The following is an 18,025-nucleotide window of genomic DNA, read 5'->3' as shown; positions in this document are numbered from 1 at the left end:
GCCATTGTCAACCGAGCCCACCACGGCCGCCGACGAGACGGCCGCCGAGCTCGCCGCCGAGCAGCGGTACGTCGACCGGGTCTACAGCCGGCTGGCCGACCTGCGGAAGTCCGCGGCCGAGTCGGAGAAGGCCGGCTTCAACATCGCGAAGGTCGGCAACTTCGGCGCGCTCGTCGAGCGTGACGCGATGGTCTACCACGCCGCCCGGCGCCGGCTCGCCCTCGACGCCGAGTACGAGGGGCTGGTGTTCGGCCGGCTCGACATGGGTCCCAACGCCCGACCGCCCGACGACGGCCCGGCCTCCGCGCCGGTGGAGCCGGCGGTGCCCGACGGCGAGGTCCGCTACATCGGCCGGCTCGGGCTGCGCGACGAGAAGTACGAGCCGCTGGTCGTCGACTGGCGCGCGCCGGCGGCGGCCCCGTTCTACCGGGCGACCCCCACCGACCGCATGGACGTGGTGCGCCGGCGCACCATCCGCAGCAGCGGCGAGCAGGTCGTGGGCGTCGAGGACGACCTGCTCGACCCGGAGGCCGCGCCCGCGGAGATGGCGGTCATCGGCGACGGCGCGCTCCTGGCCGCGCTCACCCGGGCCACCGGTACCGGCATGCGCGACATCGTCGCCACGATCCAGAAGGAGCAGGACGACGCGATCCGCTCCCCCGCGTCCGGTGTGACGGTCGTGCGCGGCGGACCCGGCACCGGCAAGACGGCCGTGGCCCTGCACCGCGCCGCCTATCTCCTCTACAACGACCGGAACCGGTTCGAGTCCGGCGGGGTGCTGGTGGTCGGGCCGTCGGAGGTGTTCGTCGGGTACGTCGCGCGGGTGCTGCCGTCGCTGGGCGAGGACGCGGTGACGCTGCGGTCGCTCGGCCAGCTCGTGCCGGGGTACGTCGCCGAGCGGCACGACCCGCCCGAACTCGCGGTGGCGAAGGGGTCGGTCCGCATGGCGCGGGTGCTCGCGCGCGCCGCCCGCGACAACGCGCCCGACGCCCCGTCCCGTATCCGTGTTCTGTACAAGGGGCAACTTCTTCAACTGGACGGGCGTGCGCTCACCGACGTGCGCCGCGACCTGCTCAACAGCGGCGCGAAGCGTAACGCCGTGCGCCCGAAGGCCGCCGGTCTGGTGCTCGACGCGCTGTGGCGCCAGACGGAACAGCTGTTCAGCAAGGCCGCCCGGCCCAAGCGCGAGGAGTTCGCGCAGGAGATCGCGGAGCGGCCCGAGTTCCGCACGTTCATGAGCCAGTGGTGGCCCCGGCTGCGGCCGGTCGACGTGCTGTCCTGGTTCCGCGACGGGGCGCGGCTGCGCCGCTACGCCGAGGGCATCTACTCCACGCAGCAGATCGGGGTGCTGGTGCGCGGCTTCGCCACCTTCGACCCCGACGACCTCCACGTCGCCGACGTGGCCCTGCTCGACGAGCTGAACGAGCTGCTCGGCGAGCCGCCGGTCCGCAAGGTCAAGCGCGACCCGTTCCAGGTCGCCGAGGGCGTTCACGAGCTGTCCACCCGTTTCGAACGCGAGGCGGCGGCGCGGCGGGCCGCGACCGAGCGCCCCCTGGACTACCGCGAGTACGCCCACATCGTCGTCGACGAGGCGCAGGACGTGTCGCCGATGCAGTGGCGCATGGTCGGCCGGCGCGGCGAGTTCGCGTCGTGGACGGTCGTCGGCGATCCCGCCCAGGCCGCCTGGCCCGACCAGGCCGAGGCCAACCGGGCGATGACCGAGGCCGTCGGCAAGCGCCGCCGCGACTTCGAGCTGACCACCAACTACCGCAACGCCGCCGAGATCTTCGACGTGGCCGCCCGGGTGATCCGCCGGGCCGAGCCGGGGATCTCGCTGCCGACGGCGGTACGCCGGGCCGGGGTTCCGCCGACGCATCTCACCGTTTCCGAGCTGCGCCCGGCGGTGCTGTCGGCGGTGCGGGAGGTGCTCGCCGCGGTGGAGGGCACGGTCGGTGTCATCGCGACGACCGCCACCCGCGACGGGGTGGCGGGCTGGCTCACCGAGGTTGCCGAGCCCCGGCTGCAGGTGGTCACGGGCCTCGACGCCAAGGGCATGGAGTACGACGGCGTGGTCGTCGTCGAGCCCGGCGCGCTGGCGGCCGAGGGCGCGAACGGCGTGCGCACGCTGTACGTGGCCCTCTCCCGCGCCACGCAACGGCTCACCACCGTGGCGACCGACGCCCGCTGGCTCCCCGTTTCATAAACGACGCTCTATCCAGTGCAGGTGTGGCCGCTGCGGCCGCACTGGATAGAGCGTCGTTTATCTCGAGCCGGGCTCAGGCCTCGCGGGTGGCGCCGCCGGCCGCGACAGCGCGGAACCAGGTCGGTGCCGTGAAGCCGCGCTCCGCGAAGGCCGCCGTCACCGCGTCGGCGACGCGCTCCGCGGCGTCGGCGTCGACCAGGGCCAGCACGCAGCCGCCGAAGCCGCCGCCGGTCATGCGGGCGCCGTAGGCGCCGGCGGCCAGCGCCGTCTCCACCGCCGTGTCGATCTCGGGGACGGTGATCTCGTAGTCGTCGCGCATCGAGGCGTGGGACGCGGTCAGCAGCGGACCGATGCCCGTCACCGAGCCGCCCCGCAGCTTCTCGACCGTCTCCAGCACGCGCGCGTTCTCGGTGACCACGTGCCGCACCCGCCGCGCGGTCACCTCGTCGAGCCGCCCGCACGCGGCCGGCAGGTCCTCCGCCGCGAGGTCGCGCAGGGCCCGCAGGCCGAGGGTCTGCGCCGCCGACTCGCACGACGCCCGCCGCGCGGCGTACTCGCCGTCGGCGTGGGAGTGCGGGGCGCGGGAGTCGATGACGAGCATCGCCAGGTCGTGCTCGGCCAGCGCGAACGGGACGTGCTCGCGGTCGCCGCTGCGGCAGTCGAGGAACATCGCGTGGCCGGGGCGGCACAGCGTCGACGCGGACTGGTCCATGATGCCGGTCGGCGCGCCGACGTAGCTGTTCTCGGCCCGCTGCGCGACCGCCGGCCAGTCGTCGCGCGACAGGTCGAGCCCGCCGAGGTCGACGAGCGCGGCGAGCACCGCGCACGTGAGCGCCGCCGACGACGACAGGCCCGCGCCCAGCGGCACGTCGGACGTGATCGCCAGGTCGAGGAACGGCGGGCGGTGACCGGCTGCGCGCAGCGCCCACGGCACGCCGGCCACGTACGCCGCCCAGCCGTTTACGGCACCGGGTCGCAGGTCGGCTTCGGAGATGACGACGGTTTCGCCGGTCTCGCGGGAGTAGACCGTCCAGAATGGACCGTCGGCCGGCCGGGCGGCCACCGTGGTGCGCATCGGGATCGCGAACGGCAGCACGAAGCCGTCGTTGTAGTCGGTGTGCTCGCCGATCAGGTTGACCCGTCCGGGCGCGCTCCACACGCCGGCCGGCTCCATCCCGAACCGCTCGTGGAACTCCTTCACAGCTCTCCTATTCCGAAAACCCGCAAATGACCGCGAAGTGGCCGCCTTCGCTGCGCTACGGCAGCCACTTCGCCTCCCGCAACTGCTCGGCCGCCCGCTCCGGCGGGACGTCGTTGACCCACGCACCCATCGCAGCCTCCGACCCGGCCAGGTACTTGAGCCGGCCCGGCGCGCGGCGGTTGCTCGTCACCTGCAGGTGCAGCCGGTAGACGTCGCGGCCGGTGCGGGTGGGCGCCTGGTACCAGGCCGCGATGTACGGCATCGAGACCCCGAACAGCCCGTCGAGGCGGCGCAGCACCTCCAGGTAGACCGGACCGAACGCGTCGCGCTCGGCGTCGTCGAGCGCGGGGATGTCGGGCACCTGTCGGTGCGGGTACACGTGGACTTCGTAGGGCCACCGCGCGAAGGCCGGCACGAACGCGGTCCAATGCTCGTTGGACGCGACCACGCGCGGACCGCCGCGTTCGGCGGACAGGATGTCGGCGAACAGCGTCGGTGTGGCGTTGGCCAGATGCTGGCGGGTGCGCTGCGGCAGGTACGGGTAGGCGTAGATCTGCCCGTGCGGGTGGTGCAGCGTGACGCCGATCTCCTCGCCCCGGTTCTCGAAGCAGAACACCTGCTCCACCTCGGGCAGCTCGTTCAACGCGGCGGTACGGTCGGCCCAGGCGTCGACCACGGTACGCACCCGCGCCGGCGACAGGCCGGCGAAGGAACCGTTGTGGTCGCTGGTGAAGCAGACCACCTCGCACCTGCCGGCGCCGGGGCGGGTGGGCGTCACCGGGGTCAGCGACGTGCCGCCGACGCCCGCGACCCGGGAACTGAACGACGGGAACCGGTTCTCGAACACCACCACGTCGTAGTCGGCAGCCGGGATCTCACTGGAGAAGTCCGGAGTGGACGGACACAGTGGACACTCGGTGGTCGGCGGCAGGAACGTGCGGGTCTGCCGGTGCGCGGCCACCGCCACCCAGTCGTCGAGCAGCGGGTCGTAGCGCAGCTCGGACGCGGGCGGCGGGGGCGGCAGGTCGCGCTTGTCGGGCGTGCTCCGGTCGAGGCCCGGAGACTCGTCGAAGTAGATGAGCTCCCGACCGTCGGCGAGGGTGACGGCGGTGCGGTGTACTGGCACGCCGTAGACCCTATTAGCCCCGCAACACCTCGGCGAGCCGGTCGACCACCATGTGGATCTCGTCCTCGGTCACCACGAGCGGTGGCGCGAGCCGCAGCGTCGAGCCATGGGTGTCCTTGGCAAGCACGCCATGGGTGGCGAGCCGGGTGCAGGCCTCGCGACCGGTCATCAGCGCGGGGTCGATGTCGATGCCCGCCCACAGGCCGCGGCCGCGCACGGCGGTGAGACCGTGACCGACCAGCCCGCCCAGCCGCCCGTGCAGCACCTCGCCGAGGTCGCGGGCCCGGCGCTGGTACTCGCCGGTGGCCAGCAGGCCGATCACGGCGCGCCCGACGGCACATGCCAGCGGGTTGCCGCCGAACGTCGACCCGTGCTCGCCGGGGCGCAGCACGCCGAGCACGTCACGCCGGCCGACGACGGCCGAGACCGGCACCACGCCGCCGCCGAGGGCCTTGCCGAGCACGAACAGGTCGGGCACGACGCCCTCGTGGTCGCAGGCGAACGTCTCACCGGTGCGGCCGAGACCGGACTGGATCTCGTCGGCGACGAACAGCACGTCGCGCTCGGTGCACAGGGCCCGGACCGCCGGCAGGTACCCGGGCGGCGGGACCAGCACACCGGCCTCGCCCTGGATCGGCTCCAGCAGCACGGCGACGGTGGTGTCGTCGATGGCCGCGGTCAGCGCGTCGAGGTCGCCGTAGGGCACGGTGCGGAAGCCGGGCGTGTAGGGGCCGTAGTCGGCCCGCGCCTCGGGATCGGTGGAGAAGCTGATGATCGTCGTGGTGCGGCCGTGGAAGTTGTTCTCGGCCACCACGATCGTCGCGCGCCCGTCCGGTACGCCCTTGACCTTGTAACCCCACTTGCGCGCGACCTTGATCGCGGTCTCGACCGCCTCGGCGCCGCTGTTCATCGGCAGCGTGAGGTCGGTGCGACACAGGTCGGCCAGCTCGTGGCAGAACGGGCCGAACTGGTCGTGCAGGAACGCGCGGCTGGTGAGCGTGACGCGGTCGAGCTGGTCGCGGGCGGCGCCGACGATGTCGGGGTGCCGGTGCCCGAAGTTCAGCGCCGAGTACCCGGCGAGGCAGTCGAGGTAGCGCCGGCCGTCGACGTCGGTGACCCAGGCGCCCTCGGCGGCCGCGGCCACCACCGGCAACGGGTGGTAGTTGTGCGCGGTGTACCGCTCGGCCTCGTTCAGCGCGGGCGTGGTCAGATCATGGTGGACCGCCGTCATCGGCCAATCATCCATTGTCGGGCCGCACGTAGAAGGGGTGTTTCGTTGCGTGCGGACCCTGTGGAACGGCGATTCGTTGCGTGGCCGCCGCGATCCGGCTCGCTCGGGCGCCGGCGCTCCGTACGTTGCCACTACGGGGGTGGTGTCGACCATGCGGATCATCGAGTCCTGGCTGCGTAACCGCGGGTTCGGTACCAAGATCATGCTCCTGAGCGCCATCGCGATCACCGGCATCGGGGTCAGCGCCGCGGTCGGCATGGTCGCGCAGATCCGCAACGAGAGCGACGCCGACCGGCTCTCGGTCTCCGCGACGCTCACCCGCGAGGCCCTCGAAGCCGACATGGCCCACGACGCGATCCGCGGCGACGTCCTGCGCGCCCTGCTCGCCGCGCGGTCCGCGACACCCGACCAGGCCGAGATCGCCGAGGTCAACCGCGACCTCGAGGAGCACTCCGCGGCCATGCGCGACAAGCTGACCGCCCTGGCCAGCCCGCCGTCGCCGGCACCGGTGCGGGCCGCGACCGCCGCCGTGCGGCCGGTGGTCGACACCTACCTGGAGCGCGCCGCGTCCGTGGTGGGCAGCGGCGGCGCCGGCTACGCCGAGTTCTCCACGTCGTTCACGGAGGTCGAGGAGCAGTTGCCGGCGGTCGGCGACGCGCTGGAGGCGTACGCCGCCGACCTGGCCGGCGCCGTCGGCGACCAGCGCCGCAGCACCGAACGCCTGCTGCTGCTCACCGCGCTCGTCGCCGGCGCGTTGTTCGCCGTGACCGGCTGGCTCATCGCCCGCGGGGTGCTGCGTCCGCTGCGCGAGGTGTCGGGCGTGCTCGACGGTCTGGCCGCCGGCGACCTGACCCGCACCGCCGACGCGTCCGGCGCCGACGAGATGGGCGTGATGGCCCGCGCGCTGAACACGGCGATCGACAGCGTGCGCGGCACGCTCGGCGCGGTGACCGGGTCGGCGGGCACCGTGTCGCGCTCGGCGACCGACATGGCCGGCTCGACGCAGCGCATCGCGTCGTCCTCCCGCGAGGTCAGCGACCGCGCGGCCGCCGCCGCCGAGGCCGCCGACGCGATCAACCGCAACATCAGCACCACCGCGGCCGGCGGCACCCAGATGGGCACCTCGATCGAGGAGATCTCCCGCAACGCCGCCGAGGCCGTGCGCGTGGTCAACGAGGCCGTCTCGATGGCCAGCCGGGCCAACGCGATCATGATGGAGCTGGGCGAGTCGTCGGGCGAGATCAGCTCGGTGGTCAAGCTGATCACCACGATCGCCGAGCAGACCAACCTGCTCGCGCTCAACGCGACGATCGAGGCCGCGCGCGCCGGCGACGCCGGCAAGGGCTTCGCCGTCGTCGCGTCCGAGGTCAAGGACCTCGCACAGGAGACCGCGCGGGCCACCGAGGAGATCGCCCGCCGGGTCACCTCGATCCAGGACGGCACGAGCGGCGCGGTCACCGCGATCGGCGAGATGACCGCCGTGATCGAGCGGATCAACGAGTTCCAGACGCTCATCGCCGCCGCCGTCGAGGAGCAGAGCGCCACGACGTCGGAGATGAACCGCAACATCCACGAGGCGGTCACCCGGAGCGGCGAGATCTCGGAGACGATCTCCGCGATCGCGGGGTCGGCCCGGTCGAGCTCCGGCGACGCCGCGACCTCGCAGGACGCGGTCACCCAGCTGTCGTCGCTGGCCGACGAGCTCCGCGGCCAGGTGAGCCGCTTCCGGCTGTGAGGCTGATTTGTCGCCGAACGAGGCGACGGGGGTTTTTCCACGGGTGTAGCCGGGGTATCTGTCCCAGATCCACCGTCTACGAGGGGGCTACGCCGCAATGCCACTGCCAGAGGACAAGCAGCCGTTGATCGCCACCTTGAAACGGGTGGCGGCCCAGCTCAAGCAGCTGGGGGTGCCGTTCGCGCTGGCTGGCAGCTTCGCGGTGTACGCCCGCGGTGGCCAGCCGTGCGACCACGACGTCGACTTCATCATCAAGGCCGAGGACTCCGAGCGGATCCTCACGCACCTGGTCGAGGCCGGGTTCCGGGCCGAGGTGCCGCCGGAGGGCTGGCTGGTGAAGGTGTACGAGGACGACCGGCTGGTCGACCTGATCTACACGCCGGTGCAGCGGCCGGTCACCGACGAGACGCTCGCCGACGTCGACATCCTGTCGGTCAACGCGGTCCACATGCCGGTGCTGAGCGCGACCGAGCTGATGATCCACAAGATGCTGACCTGGTCGACGCACTACTGCGACTTCGCCCGCGGGCTGCCGACGGCCCGGTCGCTACGGGAGCAGATCGACTGGGCGCGGGTGCAGCGCGAGACCGCGCACTCGCCGTTCGCGCGGGCGTTCCTCGTCCTGCTGGACGGCCTCGAGGTCATCTCGCTGGCCGACCTGGCGATCCCTCTCAGAGAGGTTGTGGCGTCGTGAACGAGTACACCGAGGGCGACATCCAGCACGCGCTCACCGAGGACCCGCGGGTGGCCGAGCAGGGCATCCGCGTCGTCCGGGTCGACGACGGGGTGGTGCTGGTCGGCGAGGTCGAGAGCCCCGACCGGTGTTCCCAGATCGAGTCGGTGCTGCACGAGAAGTTCCCCGGCCTGCAGGTGCGCTGCGACCTCAGCGTCACCCGGGTCACCGCGCCACAGGAGGTCGAGAGCATATGAGGATCGCCGCCGTCGGAGACGTCCACCTGGACGAGGACGTCCTCGGCCGCTACCGTCCCGCGCTCGACCTGCTCGGCGACAAGGCCGACGTGCTGCTCCTGGCCGGTGACCTCACCCGGCACGGAACCCCCGAGGAGGCGCGCTGCGTGGCGGCGGAGTTCGGCGGGCTGGCGGTGCCGGTCGTCGCCGTGCTCGGCAACCACGACTACAACTCCGACCAGCAGGACGCCGTCACGACGGTGCTCGAGGACGCCGGCATCACGGTGCTGGAGAAGTCGTCGACGGTGCTCGACATCCGCGGCACCCGGCTCGGCATCGCCGGCGTGAAGGGCTTCGGCGGCGGCTTCGCCGGCCGGTGCACCAGCGAGTTCGGCGAGCCGGAGAACAGGGCGTACGCCCGGCACGGCCGCGAAGCGGCCGACGCGCTCGCGCGGGTGCTCCAGGACCTCGACTGCGACGTGCGGGTGGCGCTGACCCACTACTCGCCCGTGCCCGAGACCCTCGTCGGCGAGCCGCTGGAGATCTACCCCTTCCTCGGCTCGTACCTGCTGGCCCAGGCGATCGACTCGGCGCCGACCGCGCTTGCCCTGCACGGCCACGCCCACGCGGGCAGCGAACGCGGCACCACGCCGGGCGGCGTGAAGGTCCGCAACGTCGCGCACCCCGTGATCAAGCAGGCGTACAGCGTCTACGAACTGGAGCCCGCGGCACTCGTTGTATGAGCGCCGTTCACCAAGCGCCCGTACCATCGGGACATGTTGAAGAAGCTGCTGGGTCTGGCCGGGGTCACCGCGCTGCTCGCGTTCGTACTCGCGTGCAGCATCGGTGGCGGCGACGGCGATGATGACGACGACGATGACGACTTCGCGCCGGTCACCTCCGTGGTGAGCCTGCGCTAGGAGATCAGGCGGCGCTGAAGCGGCGGGGTGTGTTCCCGCTGTACGCGCGGAGGTGGTCGCCCACGAGGTCGGGGCGGCCATCCCGCACGCACGCGTCGGCGCCGGCCTCCAGGACGCCGACGACCTCGGCCACCGGGGCGTCGTGGTCGACGAGGGCCAGGATCGGCGTGTCGGGGTACTCGGCGCGGGTGCGCTTCACGCGCATCCGGTCGGGCCGCACCAGCACGATCGCGTCGACCCAGCGCGGGTCGTCGGTGCTCATCCGCCACTGCCGGGGCAGCACGTCGGCCAGCTCGGCGGCCAGCTCCGGCGATCCGTCCATCGTCACGATTCTGCTCATGATTCTTTTTCCCAAGCGAACCTGTGACACGGCTGGGAAGCCACTGTCAGCTGGCTTCCGGTTGTGTGGAGATCGCGTGTACGACCTTCTCCGGCTCGATCTCGCCCACGGGAACGTACAGCGGCAGCCGCACCTCGAAGCGCGCACCCACGCCCAACGCGGTCTCCAGCTTGATCTTCCCGCCGTGCGCCGCCACCAGCGCGTGCACGATCGACAGGCCCAGCCCGCTGCCCCGGTGCGCCGGTCCCTTGTCGCTGACCGTGCGCGTGCGTGACGGGTCGGGCCGGAAGAACCGCTCGAAGACGCGCGCCGCGTCGTCGGGCGCGAGTCCCGGACCGGCGTCGGCGACCGACAGCACCACCTCGCCCTGCGTTCCCGGGCTCGCCACGGTCTCCACGGTGACCGTGACCGGCGTACCCGCCGGCGTGTGCTGGACGGCGTTGTTGAGCAGGTTCCCGATGACCTGCCGCAGCTGCAGCTCGTCGCCGATGACCACCGGTGGCCGGTCGGCGTTCGGCACCAGCCGGATCGGGTGGTCGTCGTGGGTCGCCGTGGTGTCCTGGACCGCGTCGGCGGCCAGCGACAGCACGTCGACCGGCATCGTCTGCATCGGGCGGTGCTGGTCGAGCCGCGCCAGCAGGAGCAGGTCCTCGACGAGCGCGCTCATGCGGGTCGCGTGGTGCTCGATGCGACCGATCACGTGCGCCGGGTCGCCGCCGCCCTGCCGGTACAGCTCGGAGAAGCCGCGGATCGCGGTGAGCGGCGTACGCAGCTCGTGGCTGGCGTCGGCGGCGAACCGGCGCATCCGGGCCTCCGACGCGCGCGCCTCCGCCTCCGAGCGCTCCCGGGCCCGGAACGCGTACTCGATCTCGCCGAGCATCGCGTTGAACGCGGCCGCCAGCCGCCCGACCTCCGTGTCGGGATGGCCGGCCGGCACGCGGCGGGTCAGGTCGCCGGCGGCGATCTCCCGGGCGGTGCGCTCGACCTGCAGCAGCCGCCGCAGGCTGGTGCGCACCATCGCGTACCCGACGACCGCCAGCACCGCGAGCACGACCGCGCCGATGATGATGTGCGCGGTGGCGAGCTTGCCGACCGTGCTGTCGACCTCGTCGAGCAGGATCGCGACGATCACCGAACCGGAGTTGTCGGCCAGCGGGGTGATCAGCACCCGCCACTGGTGACCGCGCCGGCTCTGCGACGACGTCGTGAACGGCTCGCCGGACTTCTCCTGCGCGTACTCGATCGTCGGCCGCGTGAGCCGCGGCTGGCTCTGCGAGGTGTTGTCGGTGAGGATGAACCCGTCGTAGTCGCCGTTCTGGTCGGCCACCGCCACGCCGAGCGCCGACCAGCCCATCGGCAGGCTGAGATAGTTGCGCAGCAGGTCGCGGCTGGCGTCTTCGCCGTACTGCTGCTGCAGCCCCAGGATCATCCCGGTGGCCTGGGTCAGCTGCACGTCGACCCGCTCGATGAGGAAGCCGCGCAGGGCGTAGGTGCCGGCCGCGCCGCTGGCGCCGAGCGCCATCGTCACCAGCACCAGAACCGACGTGACGAGCGTGACCCGCAACGGCACCCGGTCGGGGAGACGCCGCAGGGTCTCGATCATCGCCGTGGCTGCCGCATCGTGTATCCCACACCGCGCAGCGTGTGGATGAGCCGCGGCTCGGTGGTGTCGACCTTCTTGCGCAGGTACGACACGTACGACTCGACCACGCCGCCGTCGCCGCCGAAGTCGTAGCGCCACACATGGTCGAGGATCTGCGCCTTGGAGAGCACCCGGTTGGCGTTCTCCATCAGGTACCGCAGCAGCTTGAACTCGGTGGGCGACAGCGACACCGGCCGCCCGGCCTTCCACACCTCGTGCGTGTCGGCGTCGAGCTCGATGTCGGCGAACGTGATGCGGGCGCCACGCGCCTCGCCACTGGCCCGCTCGTCGACCCGGCGGAGCACCGCCTGGATGCGCGCGATCACCTCGGCGAGGCTGAACGGCTTGGTGACGTAGTCGTCGCCGCCCAGCGTCAGCCCGTGGATCTTGTCTTCGGTGGTGTCGCGGGCGGTGAGGAACAGCACCGGCGTGCGGGTGTTCTCGCCGCGCAGCTTCTTGACGACCTCGAACCCGTCGAGGTCGGGCATCATGACGTCGAGCAGGATCAGCTCGGGGCGGAACCTGCGCACCTCGGCCAGCGCCTGGCGGCCGCTGGTGGCGCCCGCCACGTCGAAGCCGGCGTACCGCAGGCTCGCCGAAAGCAGCTCGACGATGTCAGGCTCGTCGTCGACGACGAGCAGGCGCCGGCCGCTTCCGGTGCCGTCGAGCCGCTGGACGGCGGCGGTTTCGTTGGTCATCGGTCACCACCATCCCAGCAGACGTTTCCGGCTCCCTGGTAGCAAGCTGGGAACTTGCTGTGAGCGTACCGGCCCGGCGGGGCACACAGCGGACTCTCAGGTGACGCAAAGCGCCCTCCCAACCTGGGAGGTCACCTTTACGGCATGACAGACCGCGACAGCTCGGCACCCGACCAGCCGACGACCGGACAACCGGGTCCGGACTTCGCCGCCCCTCCGTTCCCCCCGGGGCCGCCGGCGTACGGCGCGCATGGCCCACAGGGCGCGCAGCCCCCGCAGGTCCCACAGCCCCCGCAGGCCGCGCCGGCTCAGCACGCCAGTTACGGGTACGCACAGCCGACGGCCCAGCCGACCCAGACGGCCCAGTTCGCCCGGCCCGCGTACGGCGGCGGCTACCCCGGCCAGCCCTACGGCTACCAGGCGTACCAGCAGCACCAGCAGACCGGTCCCCTCGGTCTCCCCGTGCCGGGGCAGGCGCGGCCGAACCGGCGCGGTGGCAAGCGGGCGGCCGTCGCCGCCGGCGTGCTGGCGCTCATGCTCGGCAGCGGTGTCGTCGGCGGGGCCGTCGCCACCCAGTTCGACGACGGCACGACCGGCACCGCCGCCGGCGCGCGTCCCCCGGCCGTCGCCACCGCGCAGACCGGCTCGCTGGCCGACGTGGTCGCGACGGTCTCGCCCAGCGTGGTCCAGATCAACGTGACCGCGCGCGGCGGATCGGGCACCGGGTCGGGCGTGATCATCGACGACAGCGGCACGATCCTGACCAACGCGCACGTGGTCTCCGGCGCCTCCAGCATCCAGGTGCTGCTGGCGAACGGCCGCACCGTCGACGCGCGCCTGGTCGGCGCCGACACCGCCAACGACATCGCCGTCGTGCAGGTCGACGCGGGCACGCTCACCGCGGCCAGCCTCGCCACCGACTCGACGCTGCGGGTCGGCGACACGGTGCTCGCGTTCGGCAGCCCGCTCGGGCTCGACGGCAGCGTCACCGCGGGCATCGTCTCGTCGCTGGACCGGCAGGTCCAGGGCCGCTCGTCGAACCTCGACGGCATGATCCAGACCGACGCCGCGATCAACCCGGGCAACTCGGGCGGGCCGCTGGTGAACTCGGCCGGCCAGGTCGTCGGCATCAACACGGCGATCGCCACCACGAGCGAGGCGGGCGGCAACATCGGCGTGGGCTTCGCGATCCCGATCGCCGACGCGATGCAGATCGCGAACACCCTGCGCTCACGCTGACGCGAGCGCCGGCCCGGGCGCCGAGGCCAGGGCCAACTCCTCCGCGTGGGCGCGGATCTCCGGTACCGCGGTCGTCTCCCAGAGGCGACCGCGGCGGGCGGGTCCCAGCACATGGACCGCCCGCCAGGGCCGGCCGGCGTGGTCGGTGAGCCGGCCGGCCTCATCGGTGTCGAGGCCCAGCCCGTGCGGTCCGCTCCGGGCCGTTCCCGCGGCGACGAGGTCGGCGACGAGCGGGTGGCGCAGCGGGCTGCCCGGTCCGGTGCAGTTGACCACCGCCGCGAAGCGGCGGGCGCGCCCGTCGACGGTCACCGACACCCCGCGCGGACCGGCGGCGGCGTGCTCGACCCGGGCGGCCGACACCCGCAGCCGGCCCGACGCGGTGAGCCGGGCCACCTCCGCCGCGATCGGCGGCGCCATCCGGTGCCGGTGCACGTCCCACCACCGGGCCGCGTGGCGCAGGAACCGCTCGCGGCTCGCCGGTGGCAGCGACCGCCAGACGTCGTCGGTGGCCGGGCGCAGCGCGTCGAACGCGGCGCGCCAGTCGGGGCCGGCCGCGGCGGCCTGCCGGATGCGGCGCATGAGCGGCGCGATCCGCTCCCCGTCCAGCGGCACCGGCGCGCACGGCTCGCCCGCACTGTCCACATGAGACAGTGGCAGCAGTCCGCGTCGTGACAGCGCCACCAGGTCGGCCCGCGGCGCGAGGCTCAGCGCCACATCCACGGCCGTGAGCCCGGTGCCCACGAGCAGCACCGGCCCGTCGGTGGGCACCTCCGCACCCGACCACGGGTCGCTCACGTAGCGCGGGCTTCCGCGCAACCCGCACGCCCACGCCGGGTCGGTGGGCGCGGCGTGGCCGACCGCGAGCACCGCGGCGTCCGTCGCCACCTCCCGGCCGTCCGCTGTCACCACCACGGGACCGGCGGAGCGCGCGAGCCGTACGCCGGTGACCCGTCCACTGTGGACCTCCAGGCGACCCGGGTGGGCCAGCGCCGCCTCCTGGAGGCGGTCGCGGAGGTACTCGCCGTACCACCGGCGGGGCGCGAACGAGCCGTCGTGCACCTCCGGGTCGCGCCGGCGGCACCACTCGACGAAGTCGGTCGGGTGCTCCCGCGACACGCTCATCGTGCCGGCGCGCGAGTTGAGCAGGTGGCCCGGATCCGTGGTGCCGTACGCCACCCCGCCGCCGAGCGTCGGGCGCGGCTCCGCGAGCACCACCCGGTGGCCGGTCGAGCGGAGCAGGTGGATCGCCGCGAGCGTGCCGCTGCATCCGCCACCGATGACGAATGTCGTACTTCCCACGTTTTTCCTCCCTCATAACCTATCGTGTTCATAGGCATTGTGACGCAGCCGACGTTCGCTCGTGGAGGATCCGGAAAGCCAATGACAACAAGGTTTATCGCGTTCCACCGGCCACCGCCGCGCACCCGGGACCCCTACGAGCAGGTGAGATCGTCCCAAAATATGGATAGGGGATTGTCGGCCGCCGCGACGCGCGGGAACACTGACCGGGTGGATTCCGTGCGGGTGCCGCAGAGCGCACTGCTGACCGCCCGGCGCGCCGTCGACCTGGCCCGGTGCGCGAGCGCGCTGTGTCGCCACGACCGCTGCCGAGCCCAGCGATAGGGCCCGGTAACAGCGGGGACCGTGCTTCCGCCCGTCCACTCAAGCTCTGGAAAGTGACATGACCGCGACCGTGACCTCGACGGACCTCCTCAGCCACGCGCGGCGCCTGGCCGCCGACCCGGCGCACTGGCCGTCGACCCTGCACTTCGACACCGCCGACCGGTGGTACACCCGGCTCACCGACGCCGGCGGCCACGAGGCCTGGCTGCTCACCTGGCTTCCCGGCCAGCAGACCGGCTGGCACGACCACGGCGGCTCCGCCGGCGCGTTCCTCGTGGTGGCCGGCCAACTGCGCGAAGACACCGTCGGCGGCTCGCGGCTGCTGACCTCCGGCACCGGCCGCCGGTTCGGTTCTCAGCACGTGCACCGCGTGGTGAACGACGGCATGCAGCCGGCGATCAGCATCCACGTGTACTCACCGGCGCTCACCTCGATGACCCGCTACGAACAGGTGGGCGGGTCGCTGGTGAGGCTGGCCGTCGAGCGGGCGGGGGCGGACTGGTGACCGTTCAGGTGGCGCCGCCGGGATCGCGCGGCATCGGCGAGATCCTCGCGGAGGCCCGGATGCGGCTGCACCGGCTGTCGCCCCGTGACGCGTTCGCGTTGCAGGGCAACGGCGGCGTGCTCGTCGACATCCGGCCGCAGTGGCAGCGGCAGGCCGAGGGCGGCATTCCCGGCACGCTGGTCGTGGAGCGCAACCACCTCGAGTGGCGCTTCGACCCGCGCAGCGACGCGCGGCTGGCGATCGCCGACCGGTACGACCTCCCCGTCGTCGTGGTGTGCTCCGAGGGGTACACGTCCTCCCTGGCGGCGGCGGCGCTGCAGGACCTCGGGCTGTGGCGGGCCACCGACCTGGCCGGCGGCTTCCACGCCTGGAAGGCGGAAGGGCTGCCGGTAGAGTCGGTCACGTGACCGATCCGGTGCTCGCCGAACAGCTCGACTACTACGAGCAGCGCGCCGCCGAGTACGACGACTGGTGGCTGCGCCGTGGCCGCTACGACGCCGGCCCGTCGGAGAACGCCCGCTGGGCCGCGGAGCTCGGCGAGGTGACGGCCGCGCTCGACGCGATGGACGTCCGCGGCGACGTGCTGGAGCTGGCGCCGGGCACCGGCCAGTGGAGCCGCCGCCTGCTGCCGGGCTGCGCGTCGCTGACGCTCGTCGACGGGTCGCCGGCGATGCTCGCGCGCAACCCCGCGGCGTCCGACGCCCGCGCCCGCACCGTTCGTGCCGACCTCTTCGAGTGGACCACCGACGACCGCTTCGACGTGGTGGCGTTCGGGTTCTGGCTCTCCCACGTGCCCGCGGAACGGCTGGCCGCTTTCCTTTCGAGGGTGGCCGGCTGGCTGCGCCCGGGCGGCCGCGTCTTCTATGTGGACAGTCGCCGCGAAGCGGCGAAGGCGTCGCCGGCCCTGGTCTCCACCGACGGCGACCTGCACACCCGCCGCCTGGCCGACGGCCGCGAGTTCACGATCGTGAAGGTGTGCCGCACGAGGGAGGAGTTACAGGAAGCGTTCGAGGCGGCCGGCCTGGCGGCCGAGATCCGCGAGACGCCGACCCTGTTCCAGTACGCGGCCGGCTGACCCGCACCCTCCTACCCGCCGCGGCGCCGATGATCCATAGCGGGTGGGAGGTTATCAACATCATCGACGCTTGATGATGTTCGTAACCTCCCACCCACCGCTCCGGGGCAGTGGCTCGGCGACTCACGTGCGGCGGCTGAAGCCCAGCGCCTTCGTGATCAGCCAGAGCGCCACGCCACCGAGAAGGAGCCACAGGGCGAGCAGGTAGATGCCAGCCTCGCGGCCGATCGGGAGCAGGAACACGAACGAGATCACGGCGCCCGCCACCAGGGCCGCCGCCGGGGCGCGGAAGTGCTCGTGCTCCACGCGGTCGCGGCGCAGCACCAGGGCCGCCACGTTCACCAGCAGGAACACGCCGACGAGCAGGAGCACCGTCGTGTCGGAGAGGTCGCTCAGGTCGTCGACGGTGAACAGCAGCACCAGGGACAGCGCGGTGGTCACGGCGATCGCCACCCACGGGGTCCGGCGCCTCGTCAGGCGGCTGAAGGGTGCCGGCAGCACGCCGCGCTTCGACATGCCGTAGAGCAGCCGGGAGGCCATGAGCATGTTGATGAGCATCGTGTTGCTGACGGAGATGATCGACACCGCGGAGAAGATCTCACCGGTGTCGAGGTTCGGCGCGCCGGCCTTCACGACCTCCAGCAGCGGCCCGCTCGACTCGGTCAGCACGTCCAGCGGCACGGTCATCGCGGCGGTGAACGCCACCAGCAGGTAGATGATCACGGCGCCGACCACGCCGGTCACCAGCGCCGGCGGGAACGTCCTGTGCGGCTCCTTGGTCTCCTCGGCCATGTTCACGGCGTCCTCGAAGCCGAGGAACGCGTAGAACGCGGTCGCGGCGCCGGCCAGCACACCGGTCACCATGCCGAAGCCGGAGCCGGCGAACTCGAACGCCTGCCCGGGGTTGCCGTCGCCGGACATGAGCACCCAGGCGCCGACGCCGATCACGAACAGGAGGCCGGCCACCTCGACGCACGTGATCGCGATGTTGACGCGGACGCACTCGGCCACGCCCCACAGGTTGACGGCCGCGACGAGGAGGATCGCGATCGCGCCGATCAGCGCCATCGGCGGGTCGGAGACGCCGGTGAGCCCCTCGAAGTAGCGGCCTCCGACGCGGCTGGCCGCGAACGAGGCCGACGTGACGCCGGAGGCCATCACCGCGAACGTCACGAGGAAGCTCAGGAAGTGCAGGCCGAACGCGCGGTCGACGTACAGCGCCGCGCCGGCCGCCTGCGGGTACTTGGTGACCAGTTCCAGGTAGGCGAACGCGGTCAGGAACGCGAGGACGAACGCGACGAGGAAGCCGGCCCAGATGGCGCCTCCCGTGTCGGCACCGACCTCGCCGGTGAGCGAGTAGATGCCGGCGCCGAGGATGTCGCCGAGGATGAAGAACGTCAGCATCGGGCGGCTGATCACGCGCCGCAGGTCGGTGTTCTCGGTTTCCTGAACGTCCCGCACGGCCACGGCAACCTCCACAGGAACAGGGGTGACTGCCCGCATACCCAGCCCGGAGCGAACATGAACCCGCTGATCGGATGACCACCGTTTCAAGGACGAAATGCGGACGAATGGAGC

General features: G+C 72.4%; 18 protein-coding genes. 10 read left to right on the top strand and 8 right to left on the bottom strand.

Features of this window, described 5'->3' with window-relative positions:
* Window positions 1-4 precede the first annotated feature (4 nt).
* Window positions 5-2,203, top strand: a complete 2,199-nt coding sequence (locus tag Voc01_RS15970; protein WP_203928208.1) for a HelD family protein — start codon at window positions 5-7, stop codon at window positions 2,201-2,203.
* A 73-nt stretch (window positions 2,204-2,276) separates the two neighbouring features.
* Here the strand turns inward: Voc01_RS15970 and galK are convergent, their stop codons facing one another.
* The 3 genes from galK to rocD are packed head-to-tail and all read right to left on the bottom strand — an operon-like array spanning window position 2,277 to window position 5,761.
* Window positions 2,277-3,404, bottom strand: coding sequence for a galactokinase (gene galK, locus Voc01_RS15965; RefSeq protein WP_275423723.1), 1,128 nt, complete (start codon window positions 3,402-3,404; stop codon window positions 2,277-2,279).
* Window positions 3,405-3,459: 55 nt separating this feature from the next.
* Entirely contained in the window at window positions 3,460-4,530 is a 1,071-nt protein-coding gene (gene galT / locus Voc01_RS15960) for a galactose-1-phosphate uridylyltransferase (RefSeq protein WP_203928207.1), read from the bottom strand.
* Window positions 4,531-4,543: 13 nt separating this feature from the next.
* The gene (gene rocD / locus Voc01_RS15955; RefSeq protein WP_203928206.1) at window positions 4,544-5,761 is read right to left on the bottom strand and encodes an ornithine--oxo-acid transaminase; all 1,218 of its coding nucleotides are present in this window, start codon (window positions 5,759-5,761) and stop codon (window positions 4,544-4,546) included.
* Between the two features lie 151 nt (window positions 5,762-5,912).
* Between rocD and Voc01_RS15950 the strand changes: the two genes are divergently transcribed.
* From Voc01_RS15950 to Voc01_RS15930, 5 genes are all read left to right on the top strand, one after another.
* Entirely contained in the window at window positions 5,913-7,496 is a 1,584-nt protein-coding gene (locus Voc01_RS15950) for a methyl-accepting chemotaxis protein (protein WP_203928205.1), read from the top strand.
* A gap of 97 nt (window positions 7,497-7,593) precedes the next feature.
* Window positions 7,594-8,190 (top strand): nucleotidyltransferase domain-containing protein, encoded by a 597-nt coding sequence (locus Voc01_RS15945; RefSeq protein ID WP_203928204.1) that lies wholly within the window; start codon window positions 7,594-7,596, stop codon window positions 8,188-8,190.
* The gene (locus Voc01_RS15940; RefSeq protein ID WP_203928203.1) at window positions 8,187-8,426 is read left to right on the top strand and encodes a hypothetical protein; all 240 of its coding nucleotides are present in this window, start codon (window positions 8,187-8,189) and stop codon (window positions 8,424-8,426) included. The genes Voc01_RS15945 and Voc01_RS15940 overlap by 4 nt, the downstream gene beginning before the upstream one ends.
* Complete coding sequence (locus tag Voc01_RS15935; RefSeq protein ID WP_203928202.1) at window positions 8,423-9,148, top strand: metallophosphoesterase family protein; 726 nt, start codon at window positions 8,423-8,425, stop codon at window positions 9,146-9,148. Before Voc01_RS15940 ends, Voc01_RS15935 begins: the two co-directional genes overlap by 4 nt.
* 33 nt (window positions 9,149-9,181) lie before the next feature.
* Window positions 9,182-9,325: a hypothetical protein gene (locus Voc01_RS15930; protein ID WP_203928201.1), complete on the top strand. Its 144-nt coding sequence runs from the start codon at window positions 9,182-9,184 to the stop codon at window positions 9,323-9,325.
* A gap of 4 nt (window positions 9,326-9,329) precedes the next feature.
* Here the strand turns inward: Voc01_RS15930 and Voc01_RS15925 are convergent, their stop codons facing one another.
* From Voc01_RS15925 to Voc01_RS15915, 3 genes are read right to left on the bottom strand one after another with little or no spacing between them, the layout of a single operon-like run.
* Window positions 9,330-9,665, bottom strand: a complete 336-nt coding sequence (locus tag Voc01_RS15925; protein WP_203928200.1) for a response regulator transcription factor — start codon at window positions 9,663-9,665, stop codon at window positions 9,330-9,332.
* Window positions 9,666-9,711: 46 nt separating this feature from the next.
* On the bottom strand, window positions 9,712-11,268 hold the full coding sequence (locus tag Voc01_RS15920) for a sensor histidine kinase (RefSeq protein ID WP_203928199.1): 1,557 nt from the start codon (window positions 11,266-11,268) through the stop codon (window positions 9,712-9,714).
* Window positions 11,265-12,005, bottom strand: a complete 741-nt coding sequence (locus Voc01_RS15915; protein WP_203928198.1) for a response regulator transcription factor — start codon at window positions 12,003-12,005, stop codon at window positions 11,265-11,267. Before Voc01_RS15915 ends, Voc01_RS15920 begins: the two co-directional genes overlap by 4 nt.
* Before the next feature lie 144 nt (window positions 12,006-12,149).
* Between Voc01_RS15915 and Voc01_RS15910 the strand changes: the two genes are divergently transcribed.
* Entirely contained in the window at window positions 12,150-13,244 is a 1,095-nt protein-coding gene (locus Voc01_RS15910; RefSeq protein ID WP_203928197.1) for a S1C family serine protease, read from the top strand.
* Here the strand turns inward: Voc01_RS15910 and Voc01_RS15905 are convergent.
* Window positions 13,236-14,543 (bottom strand): FAD/NAD(P)-binding protein, encoded by a 1,308-nt coding sequence (locus Voc01_RS15905; RefSeq protein ID WP_203928196.1) that lies wholly within the window; start codon window positions 14,541-14,543, stop codon window positions 13,236-13,238. The genes Voc01_RS15910 and Voc01_RS15905 overlap by 9 nt on opposite strands.
* Before the next feature lie 382 nt (window positions 14,544-14,925).
* Between Voc01_RS15905 and Voc01_RS15900 the strand changes: the two genes are divergently transcribed.
* From Voc01_RS15900 to Voc01_RS15890, 3 genes are read left to right on the top strand one after another with little or no spacing between them, the layout of a single operon-like run.
* On the top strand, window positions 14,926-15,372 hold the full coding sequence (locus Voc01_RS15900) for a cysteine dioxygenase (protein ID WP_203928195.1): 447 nt from the start codon (window positions 14,926-14,928) through the stop codon (window positions 15,370-15,372).
* Complete coding sequence (locus Voc01_RS15895; protein WP_373873824.1) at window positions 15,369-15,779, top strand: rhodanese-like domain-containing protein; 411 nt, start codon at window positions 15,369-15,371, stop codon at window positions 15,777-15,779. The genes Voc01_RS15900 and Voc01_RS15895 overlap by 4 nt, the downstream gene beginning before the upstream one ends.
* Window positions 15,776-16,447 carry a class I SAM-dependent methyltransferase gene (locus tag Voc01_RS15890; RefSeq protein WP_203928194.1) on the top strand — a complete coding sequence of 224 codons (672 nt, stop codon included), beginning with the start codon at window positions 15,776-15,778 and terminating at the stop codon, window positions 16,445-16,447. Before Voc01_RS15895 ends, Voc01_RS15890 begins: the two co-directional genes overlap by 4 nt.
* A gap of 123 nt (window positions 16,448-16,570) precedes the next feature.
* On the opposite strand, the gene Voc01_RS15885 is transcribed toward Voc01_RS15890, so the two are convergent.
* A complete protein-coding gene (locus Voc01_RS15885; protein WP_203928193.1) occupies window positions 16,571-17,914 on the bottom strand; it encodes an APC family permease in 1,344 nt (447 codons plus the stop codon).
* Between the last annotated feature and the right edge of the window lie 111 nt (window positions 17,915-18,025).

Source organism: Virgisporangium ochraceum, assembly GCF_016863655.1.
Classification (GTDB): domain Bacteria; phylum Actinomycetota; class Actinomycetes; order Mycobacteriales; family Micromonosporaceae; genus Virgisporangium; species Virgisporangium ochraceum.
Note: the sequence above shows the minus strand (reverse complement) of the source record. Positions and strands in the feature narration are given on the sequence as shown.